The organism is Hydrogenophaga sp. (genome assembly GCF_035481345.1).
Taxonomy (GTDB): Bacteria; Pseudomonadota; Gammaproteobacteria; order Burkholderiales; family Burkholderiaceae_C; genus Hydrogenophaga.
The window spans coordinates 1-18,937 of the sequence record NZ_DATIGV010000114.1 but is presented as its reverse complement, the minus strand read 5'-3'; the positions used below and the strand labels follow the sequence as shown (position 1 = coordinate 18,937).

The 18,937-nt window shown below is 68.7% G+C and carries 18 protein-coding genes; 3 read left to right on the top strand and 15 right to left on the bottom strand.

Annotated features, from left to right (window positions below; genetic code table 11):
• Nucleotides 1–54: 54 nt before the first annotated feature.
• Complete coding sequence (locus VLG41_RS12610; protein WP_325349751.1) at nt 55–1,215, top strand: ABC transporter substrate-binding protein; 1,161 nt, start codon at nt 55–57, stop codon at nt 1,213–1,215.
• 108 nt (nt 1,216–1,323) lie between these two features.
• Nucleotides 1,324–2,496: a sensor histidine kinase gene (locus VLG41_RS12605; protein ID WP_325349750.1), complete on the top strand. Its 1,173-nt coding sequence runs from the start codon at nt 1,324–1,326 to the stop codon at nt 2,494–2,496.
• A 15-nt stretch (nt 2,497–2,511) separates the two neighbouring features.
• Here VLG41_RS12605 and VLG41_RS12600 read toward each other — a convergent pair whose 3' ends face one another.
• Genes VLG41_RS12600 through VLG41_RS12575 form a run of 6 tightly spaced genes read right to left on the bottom strand, consistent with a single transcriptional unit; the run spans nt 2,512 to nt 9,461 of the window.
• Nucleotides 2,512–2,925: a RidA family protein gene (locus tag VLG41_RS12600; RefSeq protein WP_325349749.1), complete on the bottom strand. Its 414-nt coding sequence runs from the start codon at nt 2,923–2,925 to the stop codon at nt 2,512–2,514.
• A gap of 4 nt (nt 2,926–2,929) precedes the next feature.
• Nucleotides 2,930–4,549, bottom strand: coding sequence for an AMP-binding protein (locus tag VLG41_RS12595; protein WP_325349748.1), 1,620 nt, complete (start codon nt 4,547–4,549; stop codon nt 2,930–2,932).
• Entirely contained in the window at nt 4,546–5,718 is a 1,173-nt protein-coding gene (locus VLG41_RS12590; protein ID WP_325349747.1) for an acyl-CoA dehydrogenase family protein, read from the bottom strand. Before VLG41_RS12590 ends, VLG41_RS12595 begins: the two co-directional genes overlap by 4 nt.
• A 28-nt stretch (nt 5,719–5,746) precedes the next feature.
• The gene (locus VLG41_RS12585) at nt 5,747–6,598 is read right to left on the bottom strand and encodes an enoyl-CoA hydratase family protein (protein ID WP_325349746.1); all 852 of its coding nucleotides are present in this window, start codon (nt 6,596–6,598) and stop codon (nt 5,747–5,749) included.
• Nucleotides 6,595–7,083: a MarR family transcriptional regulator gene (locus VLG41_RS12580; protein WP_325349762.1), complete on the bottom strand. Its 489-nt coding sequence runs from the start codon at nt 7,081–7,083 to the stop codon at nt 6,595–6,597. The genes VLG41_RS12585 and VLG41_RS12580 overlap by 4 nt, the downstream gene beginning before the upstream one ends.
• A 14-nt stretch (nt 7,084–7,097) precedes the next feature.
• Entirely contained in the window at nt 7,098–9,461 is a 2,364-nt protein-coding gene (locus VLG41_RS12575; RefSeq protein ID WP_325349745.1) for a bifunctional salicylyl-CoA 5-hydroxylase/oxidoreductase, read from the bottom strand.
• 136 nt (nt 9,462–9,597) lie between these two features.
• Here VLG41_RS12575 and VLG41_RS12570 point away from each other — a divergent pair, with 136 nt between their 5' ends.
• Nucleotides 9,598–9,924 (top strand): DUF1840 domain-containing protein, encoded by a 327-nt coding sequence (locus tag VLG41_RS12570; protein WP_325349744.1) that lies wholly within the window; start codon nt 9,598–9,600, stop codon nt 9,922–9,924.
• A gap of 111 nt (nt 9,925–10,035) precedes the next feature.
• Here VLG41_RS12570 and VLG41_RS12565 read toward each other — a convergent pair whose 3' ends face one another.
• The 9 genes from VLG41_RS12565 to VLG41_RS12525 form a co-directional block, all read right to left on the bottom strand.
• Nucleotides 10,036–11,025 carry a tripartite tricarboxylate transporter substrate binding protein gene (locus VLG41_RS12565; RefSeq protein WP_325349743.1) on the bottom strand — a complete coding sequence of 330 codons (990 nt, stop codon included), beginning with the start codon at nt 11,023–11,025 and terminating at the stop codon, nt 10,036–10,038.
• A 194-nt stretch (nt 11,026–11,219) separates the two neighbouring features.
• Complete coding sequence (locus VLG41_RS12560; protein WP_325349742.1) at nt 11,220–12,206, bottom strand: tripartite tricarboxylate transporter substrate-binding protein; 987 nt, start codon at nt 12,204–12,206, stop codon at nt 11,220–11,222.
• A gap of 139 nt (nt 12,207–12,345) precedes the next feature.
• Entirely contained in the window at nt 12,346–13,533 is a 1,188-nt protein-coding gene (locus VLG41_RS12555; RefSeq protein ID WP_325349761.1) for a phenylacetate--CoA ligase family protein, read from the bottom strand.
• A gap of 62 nt (nt 13,534–13,595) precedes the next feature.
• Entirely contained in the window at nt 13,596–14,408 is an 813-nt protein-coding gene (locus VLG41_RS12550; RefSeq protein WP_325349741.1) for an ABC transporter ATP-binding protein, read from the bottom strand.
• A gap of 79 nt (nt 14,409–14,487) precedes the next feature.
• Entirely contained in the window at nt 14,488–15,819 is a 1,332-nt protein-coding gene (locus tag VLG41_RS12545) for an ABC transporter substrate-binding protein (protein ID WP_325349740.1), read from the bottom strand.
• 58 nt (nt 15,820–15,877) lie between these two features.
• The gene (locus VLG41_RS12540) at nt 15,878–16,954 is read right to left on the bottom strand and encodes a branched-chain amino acid ABC transporter permease (protein WP_325349739.1); all 1,077 of its coding nucleotides are present in this window, start codon (nt 16,952–16,954) and stop codon (nt 15,878–15,880) included.
• A gap of 47 nt (nt 16,955–17,001) precedes the next feature.
• A complete protein-coding gene (locus VLG41_RS12535; protein ID WP_325349738.1) occupies nt 17,002–17,931 on the bottom strand; it encodes a branched-chain amino acid ABC transporter permease in 930 nt (309 codons plus the stop codon).
• A 17-nt stretch (nt 17,932–17,948) separates the two neighbouring features.
• Nucleotides 17,949–18,746 (bottom strand): ABC transporter ATP-binding protein, encoded by a 798-nt coding sequence (locus tag VLG41_RS12530; RefSeq protein ID WP_325349737.1) that lies wholly within the window; start codon nt 18,744–18,746, stop codon nt 17,949–17,951.
• Nucleotides 18,743–18,937 (bottom strand): hypothetical protein (locus VLG41_RS12525; RefSeq protein WP_325349736.1); only part of this gene is annotated, 195 nt, incomplete at its 5' end. The genes VLG41_RS12525 and VLG41_RS12530, both read right to left, overlap by 4 nt.

The following is an 18,937-nucleotide window of genomic DNA, read 5'->3' as shown; positions in this document are numbered from 1 at the left end:
CCGATGCCCGGTATCCGTGCCGAGAGGCACGCCACCGATCCCAGGAGCCTTGCCATGCGACCCACGACGCCACCGTGCGCCACCGGCCTGAGCCGCCGCGCCTTCGCCGCCAGCGCCATCGGTACCGCCGCCGGCCTGGCCGCGCCGGCGCTGCTGGCGCAGAACAACCGCATCGTGCTGGGCCAGTCGGCCGCGTTCAGCGGGCCGGCCGCGCAACTGGGCATCCAGTTCAATGCGGGCGCGCAGCTCTACTTCGACCTGCTCAACCAGCAGGGCGGTGTGGGCGGCCAGCGCATCGAGATCGCCAAGCTCGACGACGGCTACGAACCCGAGCGCTGCGCCGAGAACACGCGTCAGTTGCTCTCGCGCGGATGCACCGCGCTGTTCGGCTACATCGGCACGCCCACCAGCCTGGCGGCGCTGCCATTGGCCCTCAAGGACGGCGCGCCCTTCGTCGCGCCCTTCACCGGTGCCATGGGCCTGCGCCAGCCCTTCAACCGCCTGGTCTTTCACCTGCGCGCCTCGTACAACGACGAGACCGCGCTGATCGTGCGTCAGCTCACCAGCCTCGGACTCAACGACATCGCGGTGTTCCACCAGAACGACTCGTACGGCAAGGCCGGCCTGGACGGCGTGACGCTCGCGCTGGAGCAGCGCAAGCTCAAGCCCAAGGCCACCGCCACGGTGGAGCGCAACTCGGTGGACGTGGCCAAGGCGGTGTCCACCATCGTCGCGGCCAAGCCGCAGGCCGTGGTGCAGATCAGCGCCTACGCCTCCTGCGCGGCCTTCGTGCGCGAGGCGCGCAAGGCCGGCTTCGGCGGCACCTTCTTCAACGTGTCCTTCGTGGGCACGCAGGCCCTGGCCGACGAACTCGGCAAGGACGGCGCGGGCGTGGCCATCTCGCAGGTGGTGCCCAACCCGTTCTCCACCACGCGGCCCGTCACGCGCGAGTTCCTCGACGCCATCGCGCGCGGGGGCAACAAGGTGCAGCCCAACTACTCCAGCCTCGAAGGATTCCTGGCCGCGCGGCTGTTCGCCGAGGGCGCGCGCCGTGCGTCCGGGCGCCTCAATGCCGACACGCTGGTGAACGGCCTCGAAGCCATCGGCGACACCAGCTTCGGCGGCTTCAGCATCTCGCTCGGTGCCGACAACCACGTGGCCTCGCGCTTCGCGGAGTTGTCGATGCTCACTGGCGACGGCCGCGTGCGCACCTGACAGTTCTGACAGGTCGAGGCGGCGCCCAGGCGCTGGCGCCGTGTGCCCGAACGCTGCATCATGCGGCGAACACGCGCAAGGGCGCGTTGCGCTGATTGATTGCCTGCCGTGTTGAACCGACCCCTGCTCTCCGTGTTGCCGGTGGCCGAGTGGCCGCTGCCACCCGGGGATCGCCTTCCCTGTGCGCTGCTGCTGATCACCGCGGATGGCCTGGTGCACAGCGCCAACACCACGGCGCACGAGTGGTTCGGCGCTCAGTCCTCTGCCATGGCGCCGCTGGTGCATTTCCTGGGCGTTTCCGAATACGACGAGCGCGCGGGCGAGCTCGATGCCTTCGTGGAAGGCATGCGCCAGAGCGGCCAGATGCGCGAGCTGCGGCTGGCGCTGCAACGCCACACCGGCGAGCGCTTCTCGGCCTTGCTCATGGGCATGCCCCTGGTCGATCCGAGCGGCCTGTATCTGGGCTTCGACACCATGGTGCTCGACCTGTCGCGCTGGCAGGACCGCGAGGCGCTGGTGCCCTACACGCACGCCGAAGACCTCCGGGCACGCCTGGAGTCGCGCACGCGCTCGCACGCCATGGCCATGCGCGACATCGACGCCTTCACGCAGATCCTGTCGCACGACCTGCGCGGGCCGCTGCGCCAGGCCAGGGGCTACCTGCGCCTGATGCGCGAGCACACGCAGAGGTCCCACGACGTCTTGCAGGCGGAGTACACGCAATCGGCCCTGGTCGCCATCGATGGCGTGAACGGCATGATCGACGCGCTGCTCGAATTCGCACGCCTGTCGCGCGTGCCGCTGGAGCTGCGCTTCGTTCCCCTGGCGCCTCTGGTGCAGGGCGTGCTCGCCCACCTGAGCCGTCACGCCCACGCGGCCATGGTCGACTGGCGCATCGACGGCCGATTGCCCGGCGTGCGCGGCGACCCGATGCTGCTCTCGCAGGCCTTCTCCCATCTGCTGGACAACGCCTTGAAGTTCACGCGCGGCGTCGAGCGCCCGGTGATCGAGGTCGGCTGGCGCGACGGCGCCGACGGCAAGCGTGTGCTCCACGTCCACGACAACGGCGTGGGGTTTGACCGGCGCGCATCGGACAAGCTCTTCATGCTGTTCCAGCGCCAGCACCACTCGCTCGAATTCGAAGGCCTGGGCACGGGCCTGGCGCTCACGCGCCGCATCGTCGAGCGCCACGGCGGTGGCATCCGCTGCGAATCTGCGCCAGGCCAGGGCTGCCGCGTGAGTTTCACGCTGCCGCCGGACCGCGTGGGCGGCACCGCCTGAGGGCGCCCGCGCCGTTCAGCCGCCAGGGGACGGCGCGTCCGGCAGCACCGCCGTCACCTCGATCTCCACCTTCGCGCGCGCCTCCACCAGCCGGCGCACCTCCACGCAGGTCATGGCGGGGAAGTGCTTGCCCATCACCGCGCGGTAGGCCTCGCCGAGTTCGCGCAGGCGCGCGTTGTACTCGTCGCGGTCGAGGATGTACCAGGTCATGCGCACCATGTGCTCGGGGCCGGCGCCCGCGCAGGCCAGCACCTCGTGCACGTTCTGCAAGGCCTGGCGCGTCTGGGCGATGAAGTCGTCGCTCTCGAATTGCTGTTGACCGTTCCAGCCGATCTGGCCGCCGACGAAGATCTGCGTGCCGCGCGCGGCGATGCCGTTGGCGTAGCCCTTGGCGGGCAGCCAGCCCTCGGGGTGGAGTTGTTGCAGCATGGTCTCAGGCCTTGTCTCGGGATACTTGTTGTCTTAGAGCGAAGCGTTGCAGCTTGCCGGTTTCGGTGCGGGGGAGTCGGTCGACGAAGAGCACCTCGCGCGGGTACTTGTAGGGCGCCATGCTGTTCTTGGCGTGGTCCTGCAGGGCTTTCACCAGGGCGGCGTCGCCGCTGTGGCCCGGCTTGAGCACCACGTAGGCCACGATCACCTGCCCGCGCTCGTCGTCGGGCCGACCGACGACGCCGCATTCGGCCACCGCCGGGTGCGTGAGCAGCGAGGACTCCACCTCCGGCCCCGCCACGTTGTAGCCGGCGGTGATGATCATGTCGTCGGTGCGCGCCTGGTAGAAGTAGTAGCCGTCGGCGTCGCGCTGGAAGGCGTCGCCGGGGTAGTTCCAGCCGCCCTGCACGTACTGCGTCTGGCGCGGCTCGTCGAGGTAGCGGCAGCCCGTGGGGCCGATCACCGCGAGGCGGCCGATCTGGCCGTCGGGCACGGGCTGGCCCTGCTCGTTCACGATGCGCGCGGTGTAGCCCGGCACCACCGTGCCGATGGCGCCGCGCCGCACGGCTTCGGGCGCGGCGGAGACGAAGATGTGGAACATTTCGGTGGCGCCGATGCCGTCGAGCATCTCGATGCCGCTGGCCTGCTTCCACAACTGGCGCGTGGCGTCGGGCAGGCCCTCTCCCGCGCTCACGCAGATGCGCAGCTTGCCGATGCCGTGCTGTTGCGCGAAGGGCGCCATCTGCCGGTAGAACGTGGGCGCGGTGTAGCAGATGGTCGCGCCCTTCTCGGCGATGAGCTTGACCATGGCCTCGGGCGTGTAGGCAATGGAAGGGAAGTAGACCGAGGCGCCGGCCCACATCGGAAAGATCAGCAGGCCACCCAGACCGAAGGTGAAGGCCAGCGGCGGCGAGCCCATGACGACGTCGTCGGACGTGGCGCGCAGCACGTGGCGCGGCCAGCACTCGCAGGCGGCCAGCACGTCGCGGTGCGTGTGCACGGCGGCCTTGGGCACGCCCGTGGTGCCCGAGGTGAAGGCCAGCAGGGCGATGTCGTCGCCCGCGGTGGGGCAGGGCGTGGCTTGCGCGGGCTGCGCCGCGGCCAAGGCCTCCAGGCTGTCGGCGTCAGCGGTGTTGAAGCGCAGCAGCGGCAACGCGCTGTCGCAGGCCTGCAGCTCGGCGGTGAGCGCGGCGTCGCACAGCAGCAGCGCGGGCTGCGACTTGTCGATGATGCCCTTGAGTTCCTTGGCGCGCAGCAGCGGCATGGTGGCCACCACCACCAGGCCGGCCTGCACCACGGCCAGCCAGGCCAGGGCCATGGCCACCGAGTTGCCGCCGCGCAGCAGCACGCGGTTGCCGGGCACCAGGCCGCGTTCGCGCACCAGCAGGTTGGCGATGCGGTTCACCGCTTCGCGCGCCTGCGCGTAGCTCAGCGTGCGCGCCTCGCTGCGCAGGAAGGGGCGGTCGGCGTGGCCGTTGGCGAAGGCGCGATCGAACAGGGCCTGCACCAGGTTCACCTGCTCGGGAATGGCCCGCAGCTCCGGCGTGTCGAAGCGCAGCTCGGGCCACTGCTCGCGGGGCGGCAGTCGGTCGTGCACGAAGCGGTCGGTCTGGGCGGAGGTCATGTTTTCAGCGCAGCTTTGCCGAGGATGAGGAGCTGGACTTCGCTCGCACCTTCGTAGATGCGCAGCGAGCGGATGTCGCGGTAGAGGTGTTCCACCACCTCGCCCACGCGCACGCCGCGCCCGCCGAACATCTGCACGGCCATGTCGATCACGCGCTGGGCGTTTTCGGTGGCGGTGAGCTTGGCGGCGGCGGCGGCGGCCGTGTAGGCGGGTGTGCCGGCCCCTTGCGTGGGGCTTTCGTCGCGCATCCACGCGGCGCGGTAGGTGAGCAGGGCGGCGGCGTCGATGAGCGCGCTCATCTCCCCCAGGCGCGCCTGCGTGAGCTGGAAGTCGGCCAGGTGCTGGCCGAACATTTCGCGCCGCTTGGCGTGCGCCACGGCCTCGGCGAAGGCACGGCGCGCCATGCCCAGCGCGGCGGCGGCCACGGAGGCACGGAAGATGTCCAGGGTCTGCATGGCGAGCTTGAAGCCGCCATCCACCGCACCCACCAGCGCGTCGGCACCGACGCGGCAGTTCGTGAACTTCAGCGTGGCCAGCGGGTGCGGGGCCATCACGTCGATGTGCTCGGAGGTGTCCAGGCCCGGCGCGTCGGCCGGCACCACGAAGGCGCTGATGCCGCGCGCGCCCGCGTCGGGTGTGGTCTTGGCGAACACCACGTAGAAGTCGGCGAGGCCGCCGTTGCTGATCCAGGTCTTGTGGCCATCGAGCACCCAGCCGCCGTCCACCGCTCGCGCGCGGGTCTTCATGCCCGCGACGTCGGAGCCGGCCTCGGGCTCGCTGAGCGCGAAGGCGGCGATCTGCGCGCCGCTGGCCACGGCGCGCAGGCGCTGTTCGCGCTGCGCCTCGCTGCCACCGAGCGTGATGCTGCCGCTGCCCAGGCCCTGCATGGCGAAGGCGAAATCGGCCAGCGGCGAGTGGAAGGCCAGCGTCTCACGCAGGATCACCAGGGCGCGCGAATCGAGCTTGTCCAGTGCGCCGCCGTGCGCGGCGGGCACGCAGTAGCGCAGCCAGCCGGCCTCGCCGAGCTTGTGAACCCACTCGCGGCAGGCGCGGCGGTCGTCGGATTCATCGACCCGCTGCGCCCCGGCCCAGTCGGCCAGGCCGAGCGCGAGCGTGTGATGGTGCTCGGTGAAGAAGGGAAGCTCCCACTGCGCCTGCGGTGGGGTCATGCCGTGGGGACGGTCAAAAGCCACCACCTCAATCTCCCTGAAAGACGGGGCGCTGCTTGGCGGCGAAGGCCTCGTACGCGCGGCGGAAGTCCTGCGTCTGCATGCAGATGGCCTGTGCCTGGGCCTCGGCCTCGATGGCCTGGTCCAGGGTCATGGCCCATTCCTGGTGCAGCATGGTCTTGGTCATGCCATGCGCGAAGGTCGGTCCCTCGGCGAGCGACTGCGCCAGCTTCGCCGCGGCCTCGGGCAGGGCCTCGGGCTCGTGCAGCGCGTTGAAGAAACCCCAGGCCAGGCCTTCTTCGGCCTTCATCGATCGGCCGGTGAACAGCAGCTCGCTCGCGCGGCCCTGGCCGATCACGCGCGGCAGCAACGCGCAGGCGCCCATGTCGGCGCCGGCCAGGCCCACGCGCGTGAACAGGAAGGCGGTGCTGGTGCGCGGCGTGCCCAGACGCAGGTCGCTGGCCAGCGCCATCATGGCGCCGGCACCGGCGCACACGCCGTCGATGGCGGCCACGATGGGCTGCGGACAGGCCCGCATGGCGCTCACCAGGGCGCCGGTCATGCGCGTGAAGGCCAGCAGCTCGGGCATGCTCATGGTGGTGAGCGGGCCGATGATCTCGTGCACGTCGCCGCCCGAGCAGAAGTTGCCGCCGGCGCCGGTGAGCACCACGGCCTTCACGTCGGTGGCGCGCTGCAGGCCGGTGAACCAGTCGCGCAGCTCGGCGTAGGAGTCGAAGGTCAGCGGGTTCTTGCGGTCCGGGCGGTTGAGCGTGACGGTGGCCACGCCGTTCGCCACGGACAGGGCGAAGTGCGTGGGAGAGGCGGGGGCGGGCGCGTACTGGCCGCGCATGGGGTTGTGGTCGGGAATGGGGTGTTTCATTCGAGGGCGTCCGTCAGGCGCTGGTTGAGGTCGAGCTGGTGCTGCTTCACCTTGCCGAGCAGCTTGTAGAGCTGCTCCAGGTCGCGCGGGGAGAGGCCCTCGAAGGCCTCCACGATCCAGTGCTCGTGTTGTTCGGCCATCTGCGTGAAGGCGCGGCGGCCGCGGTCGGTCAGGCGCACGCGGAAGGCGCGCCGGTCGCCCTCGACGCCGGTGCGCTCCACCAGGCCCTCGGCCACCAACTGGTCGGTGATGCCGGTGACGTTGCCGCCCGTGACCATGAGCCGGTGCGACAGCTCCTTCATCTTCAGGCCCTCGGGGTGGCGCTCGAGCTGCGCCATGAGGTCGAAGCGCGGCAGCGTGGTGTCGAAGTGCTCGCGCAGGCCCGCGCGCACGCGCTTCTCGATGAGCTGCGAGCAGGTGAGCAGGCGCAGCCACAGCCGCAGCTCGTGCGCGTGTTCGCTGTGGGCGCGCGCTTCCAGGTCCAGGGTTTCGATGTCGCTCACTTGGTCGTCTCCTCTTCCTCTGGTGCTTTCAAGGCTTGCTGGCGCGCGAGCTCGCGGTAGAGCTGGTCGCGACCGCTGAGGTAGGGCGCGGGCCAGTCGATGGCGCGCGTCTGCAGCTTGGCGGCCTCGTGCAGGGTCCAGGCCGGGTTGGCCAGGTGCGGTCGCGCCACGGCGCACAGGTCGGCGCGGCCGGCGGCGATGATGCTGTTGGCGTGGTCGGCCTCGCTGATGGCGCCCACCGCCATGGTGAGGATGTCGACCTCGTTGCGCACGCGATCGGCGAAGGGCGTCTGGTACATGCGGCCATACACCGGCTTCGCCTGACGCGTGGTCTGGCCGGAGGACACGTCGATCACGTCGCAGCCCGCGGCCTTGAACAGGCGCGCGATGGCCACCGCGTCGTCGGGCGTGGTGCCGCCCGGCGCCCAGTCGTGCGCGGAGATGCGCACGCTCATGGGCTTGTCGGCGGGCCAGGCGGCGCGCATGGCGGTGAACACCTCCAGCGGGTAGCGGCAGCGGTTCTCCAGCGAACCGCCGTACGCGTCGGTGCGCCGGTTGGTGAGCGGGCTGATGAAGGCCGAGAGCAGGTAGCCGTGCGCGCAGTGCAGCTCCAGCCAGTCGAAGCCGGCGGCGGCGGCGCGCTTCGTCGATTCGACGAAGGCGGCGGTCATGGTGTCCATGTCGGCGCGCGTCATGGCGCGCGGCACCTGGTTCTGTTCGCCGTAGGCCACGGCGCTGGCCGACAGCAGGGGCCAGTTGCCGGCGGGCAGGGGCTCGTCGATGGCTTCCCAGCCGAGCTGCGTGGAGCCCTTGGCCCCGCTGTGGCCCAGCTGCAGGCCGATCTTGGCGCCGTTGCCTTGCTCGTGCGCGAAGCGCACGATGCGCTCGAACGCGCTTTGCTGCTGGTCGTTCCACAGCCCGGGGCAGCCGGGCGTGATGCGGCCCTCGGGCGTGGGGCTGGTCATCTCCACCATCACCAGCGCCGCGCCGCCCGCGGCGCGCGCGCCCAGGTGCACGAAGTGCCAGTCGCCCACCACGCCGTCCACGGCCTTGTACTGCGCCATGGGAGAGACGACGATGCGGTTCTTGAGTTCGACGCCGCGCACCTTCAGCGGCAGCAGCATGGGCGGGGTGGGGTGTTTCGCGGGGGGCTTGCCGGCGCGCTGGCTCAGCCAGTTTTCATAGCCCTCGAGCCACTTCGCATCGCGCAAGCGCAGGTTCTCGTGGCTGATGCGCTGGCTGCGCGTGAGCAGCGAGTAGGCGAACTGCTCGATGTCCATGGCCGTGTAGCGGTCCACGTGCTCGAACCATTCGGTGGAGTTGCGCGCGGCGTTCTGGATCTTGAGCACCTCCACGCTGCGGCGGGCCTCGTAGGCTTGCAGCACGGTGGCCACGTCGGCCTCGGGGTGGCGTTCGAACTCGGTGGCCAGGTCGATGGCGTCTTCCAGTGCGAGCTTGGTGCCGCTGCCGATGGAGAAATGCGCGGTGTGGGCGGCGTCGCCCATGAGCACGATGGGGACGCGGCGACCAGCGATGTCTTCGTGGTTCACCCAGGTCTTGCAGATCACGCGCGGGAAGCGGATCCAGATGGCCGAGCCGCGCAGGTGCGCGGCGTTGCTGATCAGGCGGTGGCCGTCCAGGTAGGGCGCGAAGAGCTTCTCGCAGAAGGCGATGGCGTCTTCCTGGCTCATCCGATCGATGCCGTGCGCCTGCCAAACCGCCTCGGGCGTCTCCACGATGAAGGTGGAGGTGTCGGCGTCGAACTGGTAGGCGTGCGCCTGAAACCAGCCGTGCTCGGTCTGGACGAAGGCGAAGGTGAAGGCGTCGAAGGTCTTCTTGGTGCCCAGCCACACGAAGCGGCACTGGCGCGTGTCGATGTCGGGTTCGAAGGTGCTGGCGTAGCGCGTGCGGATGCGGCTGTTGAGGCCGTCGCTGGCGATCACCAGGTCGGCGTTGTACTGGGCGGCCAGGGCCTGGTCGTCGGTGACGTCGGTCTCGAACACCAGGTTCACGCCGAGCTGCTGGCAGCGCGCCTGCAGCACGTTGAGCAGCCGCTTGCGCCCGATGCCGCAGAAGCCGTGGCCGCCGCTGCGCACGCTGCGCCCCTTGTAGAAGACCTCGATGTCGTCCCAGTGGTTGAAGGCGTCGCCGATCTCCTGCGCGGTTTCGGGGTCGGCGGCGCGCAGATTGCCCAGGGTCTGGTCGGACAGCACCACGCCCCAGCCGAAGGTGTCGAAGGGGCGGTTGCGCTCGACGACGGTGATCTCCAGGGAGGGCTGGCGCCGCTTCATCAGCAGCGCGAAGTACAGACCCGCCGGGCCGCCGCCGATGCACAGGATGCGTTGCAGGGAGGTTTTCATGTCTAATTAGTTTAGACCTGAAACAACGGCCAACAACCGGGTAAACCCTCATCTCGGAGCCACGCATTGCACCGATGCACTGGCATGGGCGCTGCCAAGGGAGTAATGTTTATAGATAAGCCAAGTGAGAAACCATATGAGTGTGTACCGCTTCAAATCCCGCGAGACCGGGGACCTCGTCATGCTCCCGGCGCACGGCAAGCGCCTGCTGGAGATCCTGGGCAAGGACCCGGACAGCCCTGGCGTGCTGCTGCCCGATGACATGCCCCGCGCGATCGACGCGATCCGCGCGGCGGTGCTGGCCGAAGAGGCCGAGCAGAAACGCCTGCGCGACGAGGCGGAAGCCAAGGGTGAGGTCCTGCCTCAGTTTGAGACCGTGAGCCTGCGCATGCGCAGTACGCCTTTCATCGAGATGCTGCAGCGTGCCCAGAAGGCGGGCGTGGAGATGACCTGGGGGGTGTAGAGCGAAACACCCCCGCGCGGCGTCGCCGCTCCCCCCCTGTGCTGCGCGATGGGGGCGCACCCTGCGGCTTGGCGGAGCCAGTCCCGCGGGTGCCTTGAAAGGGGGGTGGTGTCAGTCCACTTTCGCGCCGGAGGCCTTCACCACGGCCTCCCATTTCTTGATCTCCGCATCGATCAGTGCCGCGAACTCGGCCGGCGTGTTGCCGCTGGGAATCGCGCCCTGGGCCAGCAGGCGCTCCTTCACGGCCGGCGCATTGAGTGCCTTGGCGGTTTCCTGCTGCAGGCGGCTCACCACGTCGGCCGGTGTGCCGGCCGGGGCGAGCAGGCCGAACCAGGAACTGGCCTCGAAGCCGGGCAGCTTGCCGGCCTCGGCCACGGTGGGTACGTCGGGCAGGGCGGCCGAGCGCACGGCACTGGTGACGGCGAAGGCCTTGAGGTTGCCGGCCTGGATGTGGGCCATGGCCGAGGGCAGGTTGTCGAACATCACGTCCATGTTGCCGGCGAGCAGGTCCGTCATGGCGGGGCCCGAGCCGCGGTAGGGGATGTGCGTCATGAAGATGCCGGTGCGTGATTTGAACAGCTCGCCCGCCAGGTGGATGGAGGTGCCGTTGCCGCTGGAGGCCATGTTCAGCCGCCCCGGGCGGGCCTTGGCCGCGCGGATGAAGTCCGCCACGCTGTTGACGCCCAGTTCCTGCGCGCGTTTGGTGCTCATCACCATGACGTTGGGTACGCCGGCCACCAGGGTCACGGGCGCGAAGTCCTTCTGCGGGTCGTACGGCAGCTTGCTGTAGAGGGATTTGTTGATGCCGTGCGTGCCCACGGTGCCCATGAGCAGGGTGTAGCCGTCGCCCGGGGACTTGGCCACCACCTCGGCGCCGATGTTGCCGCCCGCGCCCGCGCGGTTTTCCACCACGAAGCTCTGGCCGAAGGCCTTGGTGAGTTCGGGCGCGATGGTGCGGGCCAGGATGTCGGTGGTGCCACCCGGCGCGAAGGGCACGACGATGCGCACGGGCTTGGTGGGCCAGGCGCCCTGCGCGAGCGCGGTGGCGGGCACCGCCAGGGCGGCGGCGAGGGCGACGAGGGATCGGCGGCTGAGGTGCATGCGGTTGTCTCCTGTTCGATGGATGCGGTGAGTGGCCGCCAGCCTATCGGGATCGGGCGAGGAGTCAACCGGAGGACCACTACCTGGCGAGCGCAGGTGTCAGCCCAGAGACACCGCGGAACCGGCTTCGCCGGGCCGCAGGTGTCGCCCCCCTTCAGGGGGGTGGCGCGAAGCGCCGCGGGGGGTGTTCCCTATCAATCGGCGTACTGGCCGGCGGCGTCCACCACCACCTTCAGCTTGGCGATCTCGTTGGCCACGAACTTCTTGTGGCCCTCGGGCGTGACACGGTCGTCGTTCACGACGATGGCGCCCAGCTCTTCCTGGCCCTTGATGAACTTGGGGTCCTTCAGCGCGACCTTGAGGGCGTCGTTGAGCTTCTTCAGCACGTCGGGCGGCGTGCCTTTCGGTGCGTACATGCCGTGCCAGATGGTGAGGTTGAAGCCCTTGAGGCCCATCTCCTGCAGCGAGGGGTAGTGCTTGAGGACGGGGTGGGTGCTCAGCGGCTTGGCCGTGGTCACGGCGAAGGCCTTCACGCGGCCGCCTTCGATCTGGGCGGTGGTGTTGGTGGTCTGGTCGCACATCACGTCCACCTGGCCGCCGATGAGGTCGTTCATGGCCGGGCCGGTGCCGCGGTAGGCGATGGTGGTCATGGACTTGTCCAGCTTCACCGCGTGCTGCCACATCAGGCCGCAGATGTGCGAGGCCGAACCCAGGCCGGCGTGCGCCAGGTTGAGCTTGCCGCCGTTGGCGCGGATGTAGGCCTCGAAGTCGCGGTAGGTGTTGGCGTTGAGCTTGTTGGAGCCCAGCAGGGTCATGGGCACGTCGTTGATGGCGCCCAGGTATTCGAAGTCTTCCAGCGCGTTGAACTGCTTCTTCTTGTAGAGGCTGTCGGTGGCGGCCATGCCGATGTGCCACACGAGCAGGGTGTAGCCGTCCTTGGGGGCGCGCGCCACGCGGGTGGCCGCGATGGTGCCGCCAGCGCCGGCCGTGTTTTCGACCACGATGTTGGCGTTCTCGCCCAGGGGTTTGCGCATGGCCTCGGCCAACTGGCGCGCCACGAGGTCGGTGGGGCCGCCCGCGGCGAAGGGCACGACGAAGGTGACGGTTTTGCTGGGGAAGGTCTGGGCGAAGGCGCCGGCCGCGAGGGTCGCGCCCAGGGCCAGGGTGACAAGCTGTTTCATGGTGGTCTCCTCAAGGAGGTTGCGGGTGTGACCCGCGGATGCTATGGCCGGCCCCGATGCCCCGAATCGCGGGAAATACGTAGGGGCCCACCCGGGCAAACCCCAGCACCCAGGGTGCAGCCGCCCGCCGAGGCGGCGCTCACTGGTAGCTGCGGGCGTCCTCGATCACCTTGCCGTCGTTCGGCAGGCTGCCCGGCGCCACCAGTTCCACCTCGCTGCGCAGCTTGGTCACGTCGCGCACGGCGGCGGCGATGAGTTCGCGCAGGGGCTCGCCGGCCTCGGCGGACTCCACGCGCAGGCACATGCGGTCGTTGGCCATTTCCCCGCTGACCACCAGGCGTGCCTTGCGGATCTGCGGGAAGCGGCGGGCGATGTCGGCCACCTGCGAGGGGTGCACGAACATGCCGCGCACCTTGGTGGTCTGGTCGGCGCGGCCCATCCAGCCCTTGATGCGCGGCGCCGTGCGGCCGGTGGGGCAGGTGCCGGGCAGCACGGCCGACAGGTCGCCCGTGCCGAAGCGGATCAGCGGGTAGGCCGGGTTGAGCGAGGTGACCACCAGCTCGCCCACCTCGCCCTCGGCCAGCGGGTCGCCCGTGCCGGGGCGCACGATCTCCACGATGACCTGTTCCTCGACCACCAGGCCTTGGCGTGCGGCGGTCTCGTACGCCACCAGGCCGAGGTCGGCGGTGGCGTAGGTCTGGTACACGGCCACGCCGCGCTCGGCGAACCAGGTGGTGAGGCTGGGCGGGCAGGCCTCGCCGCCCACCACGGCCTTTTTCAGCGAGCCGATGTCGGCGCCGGTCTCGGCGGCCTTCTCGATCAGGATGCGCAGGAAGCTGGGCGTGCCGGTGTAGGCCTGGGGCCGCAGCTCGGCCATGGCCTGCAGCTGCTGCTCGGTCTGACCGGTGCCGGCCGGGAAGACGGTGCAGCCCACCGCGTGCGCGCCCGATTCGAGGATGAAGGCACCCGGCGTCATGTGGTAGCTGAAGGCGTTGTGCACCAGCTCGCCGGCGCGAAAGCCCGCGGCGTACAGGGCGCGGCCCGTGCGCCAGTAATCGCGTGTGGCGCCCTCGGGTTCGTAGATGGGGCCGGGTGAGGCGTACAGGCGCGTCATGCCCGGTCCGCGCACCAGCGCGCTGAAGCCGCCGAACGGGTCGCGCGCCACCTGGGCGCGCTGGCGCTCCAGCAGGGCGCCCTTGCGCGTGACGGGCAGTTGCGCCAGTGCGGCGCGGCTGGTGACGGCCGCGGCGTCCACGCCCTTGAGGATCTCGGCGAAGGCGGCGCTGTGGGCCTGCGCGTGCGCCACCTGTTTCGCCAGCGCGGCCATCTGTTCGGCCTCGCGTTGCTCGGGTGAACGCGCCTCCAGCGCGTCGAAGAACGGTTTGTCGGTCACGCCAGCCACCTCTTCCTCCGCTTGTAGCTCTTCACGTCTTTGAAACTCTTGCGCTCGCCCCCGCCCATGCCGAGGTAGAACTCCTTGACGTCCTCGTTGTTGCGCAGATCGGCCGCGGGCCCGTCCATCACGATGCGTCCGCTTTCCATGATGTAGCCGTAGTCCGCGTAGCGCAGGGCCATGTTGGTGTTCTGCTCGGCCAGCAGCACGGTCACGCCTTCCTTGTGGTTGAGGTCCTTCACGATCTCGAAGACCTCCTCCACGATCTGCGGCGCCAGGCCCATGCTGGGTTCGTCCAACAGCACCACGCTGGGGTTGGCCATCAGCGCGCGGCCGATGGCGCACATCTGCTGTTCGCCGCCGCTGGTGTAGGCGGCCTGGCTGGTGCGCCGCGTCTTCAGGCGCGGAAAGTAGGTGTAGACCTTCTCCAGGTTGCGCGCCACCTCGGCCTTGTCCTTGCGCGTGTAGGACCCGGTCATCAGGTTCTCTTCGATGGTGAGGTGCGCGAAGCAGTGGCGCCCCTCCATCACCTGCACCACGCCGCGCTGCACCAGGTCGGCCGGCGAGAGGTTTTCGATTCGTTCGCCGCGCAGCTCGATGCTGCCCTTGGTGACCTCGCCGCGCTCGGCCTTGAGCAGGTTGGAGATGGCGCGCAGCGTGGTCGTCTTGCCGGCGCCGTTGCCGCCCAGGATGGCCGCGATCTGGCCCTCGCGCACCGTGAGCGAGACGCCCTTGAGCACGAGGATCACGTGGTTGTAGATGACCTCGATGCCGTTGACGTTGAGGACGAGGGGGGATTCGGTGCTCATGAAGATTCCTTCGGGACCATGTGCAAGGGCAGCGCGCCGCCCTTGCACATGACGCCGCGCGCGAGGCGCGGCGGGGGGATCAGCTGCCGCAGTCGGAAGCCGCGCGGCGCGTCAGCTTCTTCTCGGCCGCGTACTTGTCGGCCGCGGTCTTCACCATCGGTTTGATGATCTGCTCATCGGCCTGCAGCCAGTCGCTGCTGAAGGCCCATTGGTTGCCGTCCCAGGTGTGCACCCGGGCCCAGTTGGCGCCCATGTGGTCCTGGCAACTGGTGGAGACGGGGCGCATCACGCCCTTGAAGCCGAGCGCGTCGAGCTTGGCCTGGGTGAGGTTGAGGTTCTCGTAGCCCCAGCGCGCCTGCTCGCCGGTCATCACCTTGCCCTTGCCGAAGCGTTCCTGTGCGGCGCGCACGCCCTCGACGCCGAACATGGCGCTGATGAGGCCGCGCATGTACAGCACGTCGCCCACCTCTTCCTTGGGTCCGGTGCCCTGGCCCTTGGCGTGCAGCTTTTCAAGGATCTCCTTCACCACGGCGGCACCCTTCTCGGTGCCGTGCTGCATGGTCACGGCGTTGTAGCCCTTGGCGCCAGCGCCCACGTCCTTCACGTCGGGCTCGGCGCCGGCCCACCACACGCCGTACATCTTGTCGCGCGGATAGCCCGTGGCCTGCGCTTCCTTGAGTGCGGTGGAGTTCATCACGCCCCAGCCCCAGTTGAGCACGTAGTCGGGCCGGTCGCGGCGGATCTGCAGCCAGGTGGCCTTCTGCTCCACGCCGGGGTGGGTCACGGGCAGCAGGCTGAGCTTGAAGCCGTGCATGGCCGCGCGCTCCTGCAGCAGCGGGATGGGCTCCTTGCCGAACGGGCTGTCGTGGTAGATCAGCGCGATGTGCTTGCCCTTGAGTTTGTCCAGACCGCCTTCCTTCTTGGCGATGTGCTGGATCAGCACGTCGGCCGCGACCCAGTAGGTGCCGGCGATCGGGAAGTTCCACTTGAATACGCCGCCATCGGCCGACTCGCTGCGGCCATAGCCCGCGGTGATCAGGGGGATCTTGTCGGTGGGGGCCTTCTCGGTCAGTGCGAAGGTGATGCCGGTGGACAGCGGCTGGAACACCGTGGCCCCACCGTTCTTGCCCTTCAGACGCTCATAGCACTCCACGCCACGGTCGGTGGCGTAGCCGGTCTCGCATTCCTCGAACGAGACCTTCACGCCGTTGATGCCCCCGCGAGCGTTGGTGAGCTTGAGGTAATCGGCGTAGCCGTTGGCAAAGGGCACACCGTTGGGCGCGTACGGCCCTGTGCGGTACACCAGCGAGGGGAAGAACTGTTCCTGGGCCATGGCCGCAGGCGCTGCCGCCAGCGCGGCCAGTCCCGTGCATACCGCCGCAGCGGTCCAGACGATCTTGCGCAGCTTCATCACTTGTCTCCTTTGATTAGCGAACACACACACTTGAAAAGCGGGCCCTTCGGATCGGTCAGTGCGGAAAGGGCCAGAGCCGCAACTTCTGTTTGCCGATGCTCCACAGGCGCGCCAGGCCGTGTGGCTCCACGATGAGGAACCACACGATCAGGGCGCCGAAGATCATGAATTCGGTGTGCGACACCGCCGCCGTGGAAATGGTGATGCCCACGAGCGAGCCCAGCCACGGCAGGAACTGGTTGAGAAAGATGGGCAGCACCACGATGAAGGCCGCGCCGAAGAAGCTGCCCATGATGGAGCCCATGCCACCGATGATCACCATGAACAGCAACTGGAAGCTGCGGTCGATGGAGAAGGCCGCGGGCTCCCACGAGCCCAGGTGCACGAAGCCCCACAGGCCACCGGCCACGCCGATGATGAAACTGCTCACCGCAAAGGCGCTGAGCTTGGCGTACATCGGGCGGATCCCGATGACCGCGGCGGCCACGTCCATGTCGCGGATGGCCATCCACTCGCGCCCGATCGCCGAGCGCACCAGGTTCTTGGCCAGCAGCGCGAACACCACCACGAAGCCCAGGCAGAAGAGGTACTTCTCCACCGGCGTGTTGATCTGCCAGCCCAGCACCTGCAGGTTCGACACCGACACCGAGCCCGAGGCGGTGTGGTTGGTGAACCAGCCGACGCGCAGGAAGGCCCAGTCGCAGAAGAACTGCGCGGCCAGGGTGGCCACCGCCAGGTACAGGCCTTTCACGCGAAGACTGGGAATGCCGAAGAAGATGCCCACCAGCGTGGCGAAGAAGCCGCCAATGAGCAGCGCCGCGATCAGCGGCATGCCCTCAACGCGGATGAGCGCGTTGTAGGCCATGTAGGCGCCGACGGCCATGAAGGCGCCCGAACCCAGGCTGATCTGGCCACAGTAGCCCACCAGGATGTTCACGCCGATGGCCGCCAGCGCGAGGATCAGGAAGGGAATGAAGATGGCGCGAAAGAGGTACTCGTCGGCCAGCAGCGGCACACCGATGAAGGCGAAGGCGACGATGGCGAGGATGGCCCAGCGGTCCTGCGCGATCGGGAAGATCTGCTGGTCGGCGCGGTAGGAGGTCTTGAATTGACCGTTCTCACGGTAGAACATGGTGCGAGGTCCTGCGTTGGGCGTTGGGCGTCGGGCGTGGCAACGGGTCAGACGCGGTCGATGATCTTTTCCCCGAAAAGGCCCTGGGGACGGAAGAGCAGGAAGACGAGGGCGAGCACGTAGGCGAACCAGATCTCGATGCCACCGCCGACGAAGGGCCCGAGATAGACCTCGGAGAGCTTCTCTCCCACGCCGATGATGAGCCCGCCGATGATGGCGCCGGGCACCGAGGTGAGGCCGCCCAGAATGATCACGGGCAGCGCGCGCAGTGCGACGGTGGTGAGCGAGAACTGCACGCCGAGCTTGGAGCCCCAGATGACACCGGCCACCAGTGCCGTGATGCCGGCGACGAACCACACGATCACCCAGATCCGGTTGAGCGCGATGCCGATGGACTGCGCGGCCTGGTGGTCGTCGGCCACCGCGCGCAGCGCGCGCCCGGTGCCGGTCTTCTGGAAAAACAGGCTGAGCGCGCCCACCAGCAGCGCGGCCACGATGGCGGCGTACACGTCCTCCAGGTTCACCAGCACGCCGCCTTCGAACGTGCCCTCGAACAGGAACACGGGGTCCTTGGGCATGCCGACGTCGATCTGGTAGATGTCCGAGCCAAAGATGGTCTGCCCCAGGCCGTCGAGGAAGTAGGTGATGCCCAGCGTGGCCATCAGCAGGGTCACGCCCTCCTGGTTGACCAGGTGGCGCAGCACGAATCGTTCGATGACCCAGGCCACCACATACATGAGTGCGCCGGCCAGCGCGAAGGCGATGACGTTGCCCAGCAGCTTGCTTTCGATGCCCAGCCAGCCGGGCACCCATTCGGAGAAGCGCGCCATCGCCAGCGCGGCGAACAGCACCATCGCGCCCTGCGCGAAGTTGAACACCCCCGAGGCCTTGAAGATGAGCACGAAGCCCAGGGCCACCAGGGAATAGAGCATGCCGGCCATCAGGCCGCCCAGCAGTGCTTCGAGAAAGAAAGCCATGTCGTTGTCTCCCGCTCTCAGTGGCTCGTGCCGAGGTAGGCCTTGATGACCTCCTCGTTTCCGCGCACCTCGTCCGGGGTGCCGTCGCCGATCTTCCTGCCGTAGTCGAGCACCACCACGCGGTCGGAGATGTCCATCACCACGCCCATGTCGTGCTCGATCAGCACGATCGTGGTGCCGAACTCGTCGTTCACGTCCAGGATGAAGCGGCTCATGTCCTGCTTCTCCTCGATGTTCATCCCCGCCATGGGCTCGTCGAGCAGCAGCATGCGCGGCTCCATGGCCAGCGCCCGCCCCAGGTCGACCCGCTTCTGCAGGCCATACGGCAGCCGCCCCACCGGGGTCTTGCGCCAGGCCTGGATCTCGAGGAAATCGATGATGTTCTCGACGAACTCGCGGTGGGCGATCTCCTCGCGCTCGGCCGGACCGAGCCGGAACGCCTGCGCCAGCAGACCGCTCTTCATGCGCAGGTTGCGCCCGCTCATGATGTTGTCGAGCACGCTCATGCCCTTGAACAGCGCCAGGTTCTGGAAGGTGCGCGCGATCCCCATCTCGGCCGCGCGCCTGGGCGTCATGCGCGAGAAGGTGCGCCCGTCGAAGACGATGCTGCCCTGCTGCGGCGTGTAGACGCCGTTGACCACGTTGAGCATCGAGCTCTTGCCCGCGCCATTGGGACCGATGATGGCGCGGATCTCGTGCTCGCGCACGTTGAACGAAATATCGGACAACGCCTTCACGCCGCCGAAGGCCAGCGATATGTTCTGCAGGTCGAGCACCACCTCGCCGATGCGTGACTCCCGGGCCGTGGTCATCATGCCGCCTCCCTTGCCGCGACGGGATGCCGCCTGGCCTCTCGCAGGACGATGTCGGCGGCCACCTTGCCCACGCGCCCGTCCTCGAACTTCACTTCGGTCTCGATGTGCTGGCTGGCGCGCCCGCCATACAGCGCCTCGACCAGGACGCCGTACTTCTGCGCGATGAAGCCGCGGCGCACCTTGCGCGTGCG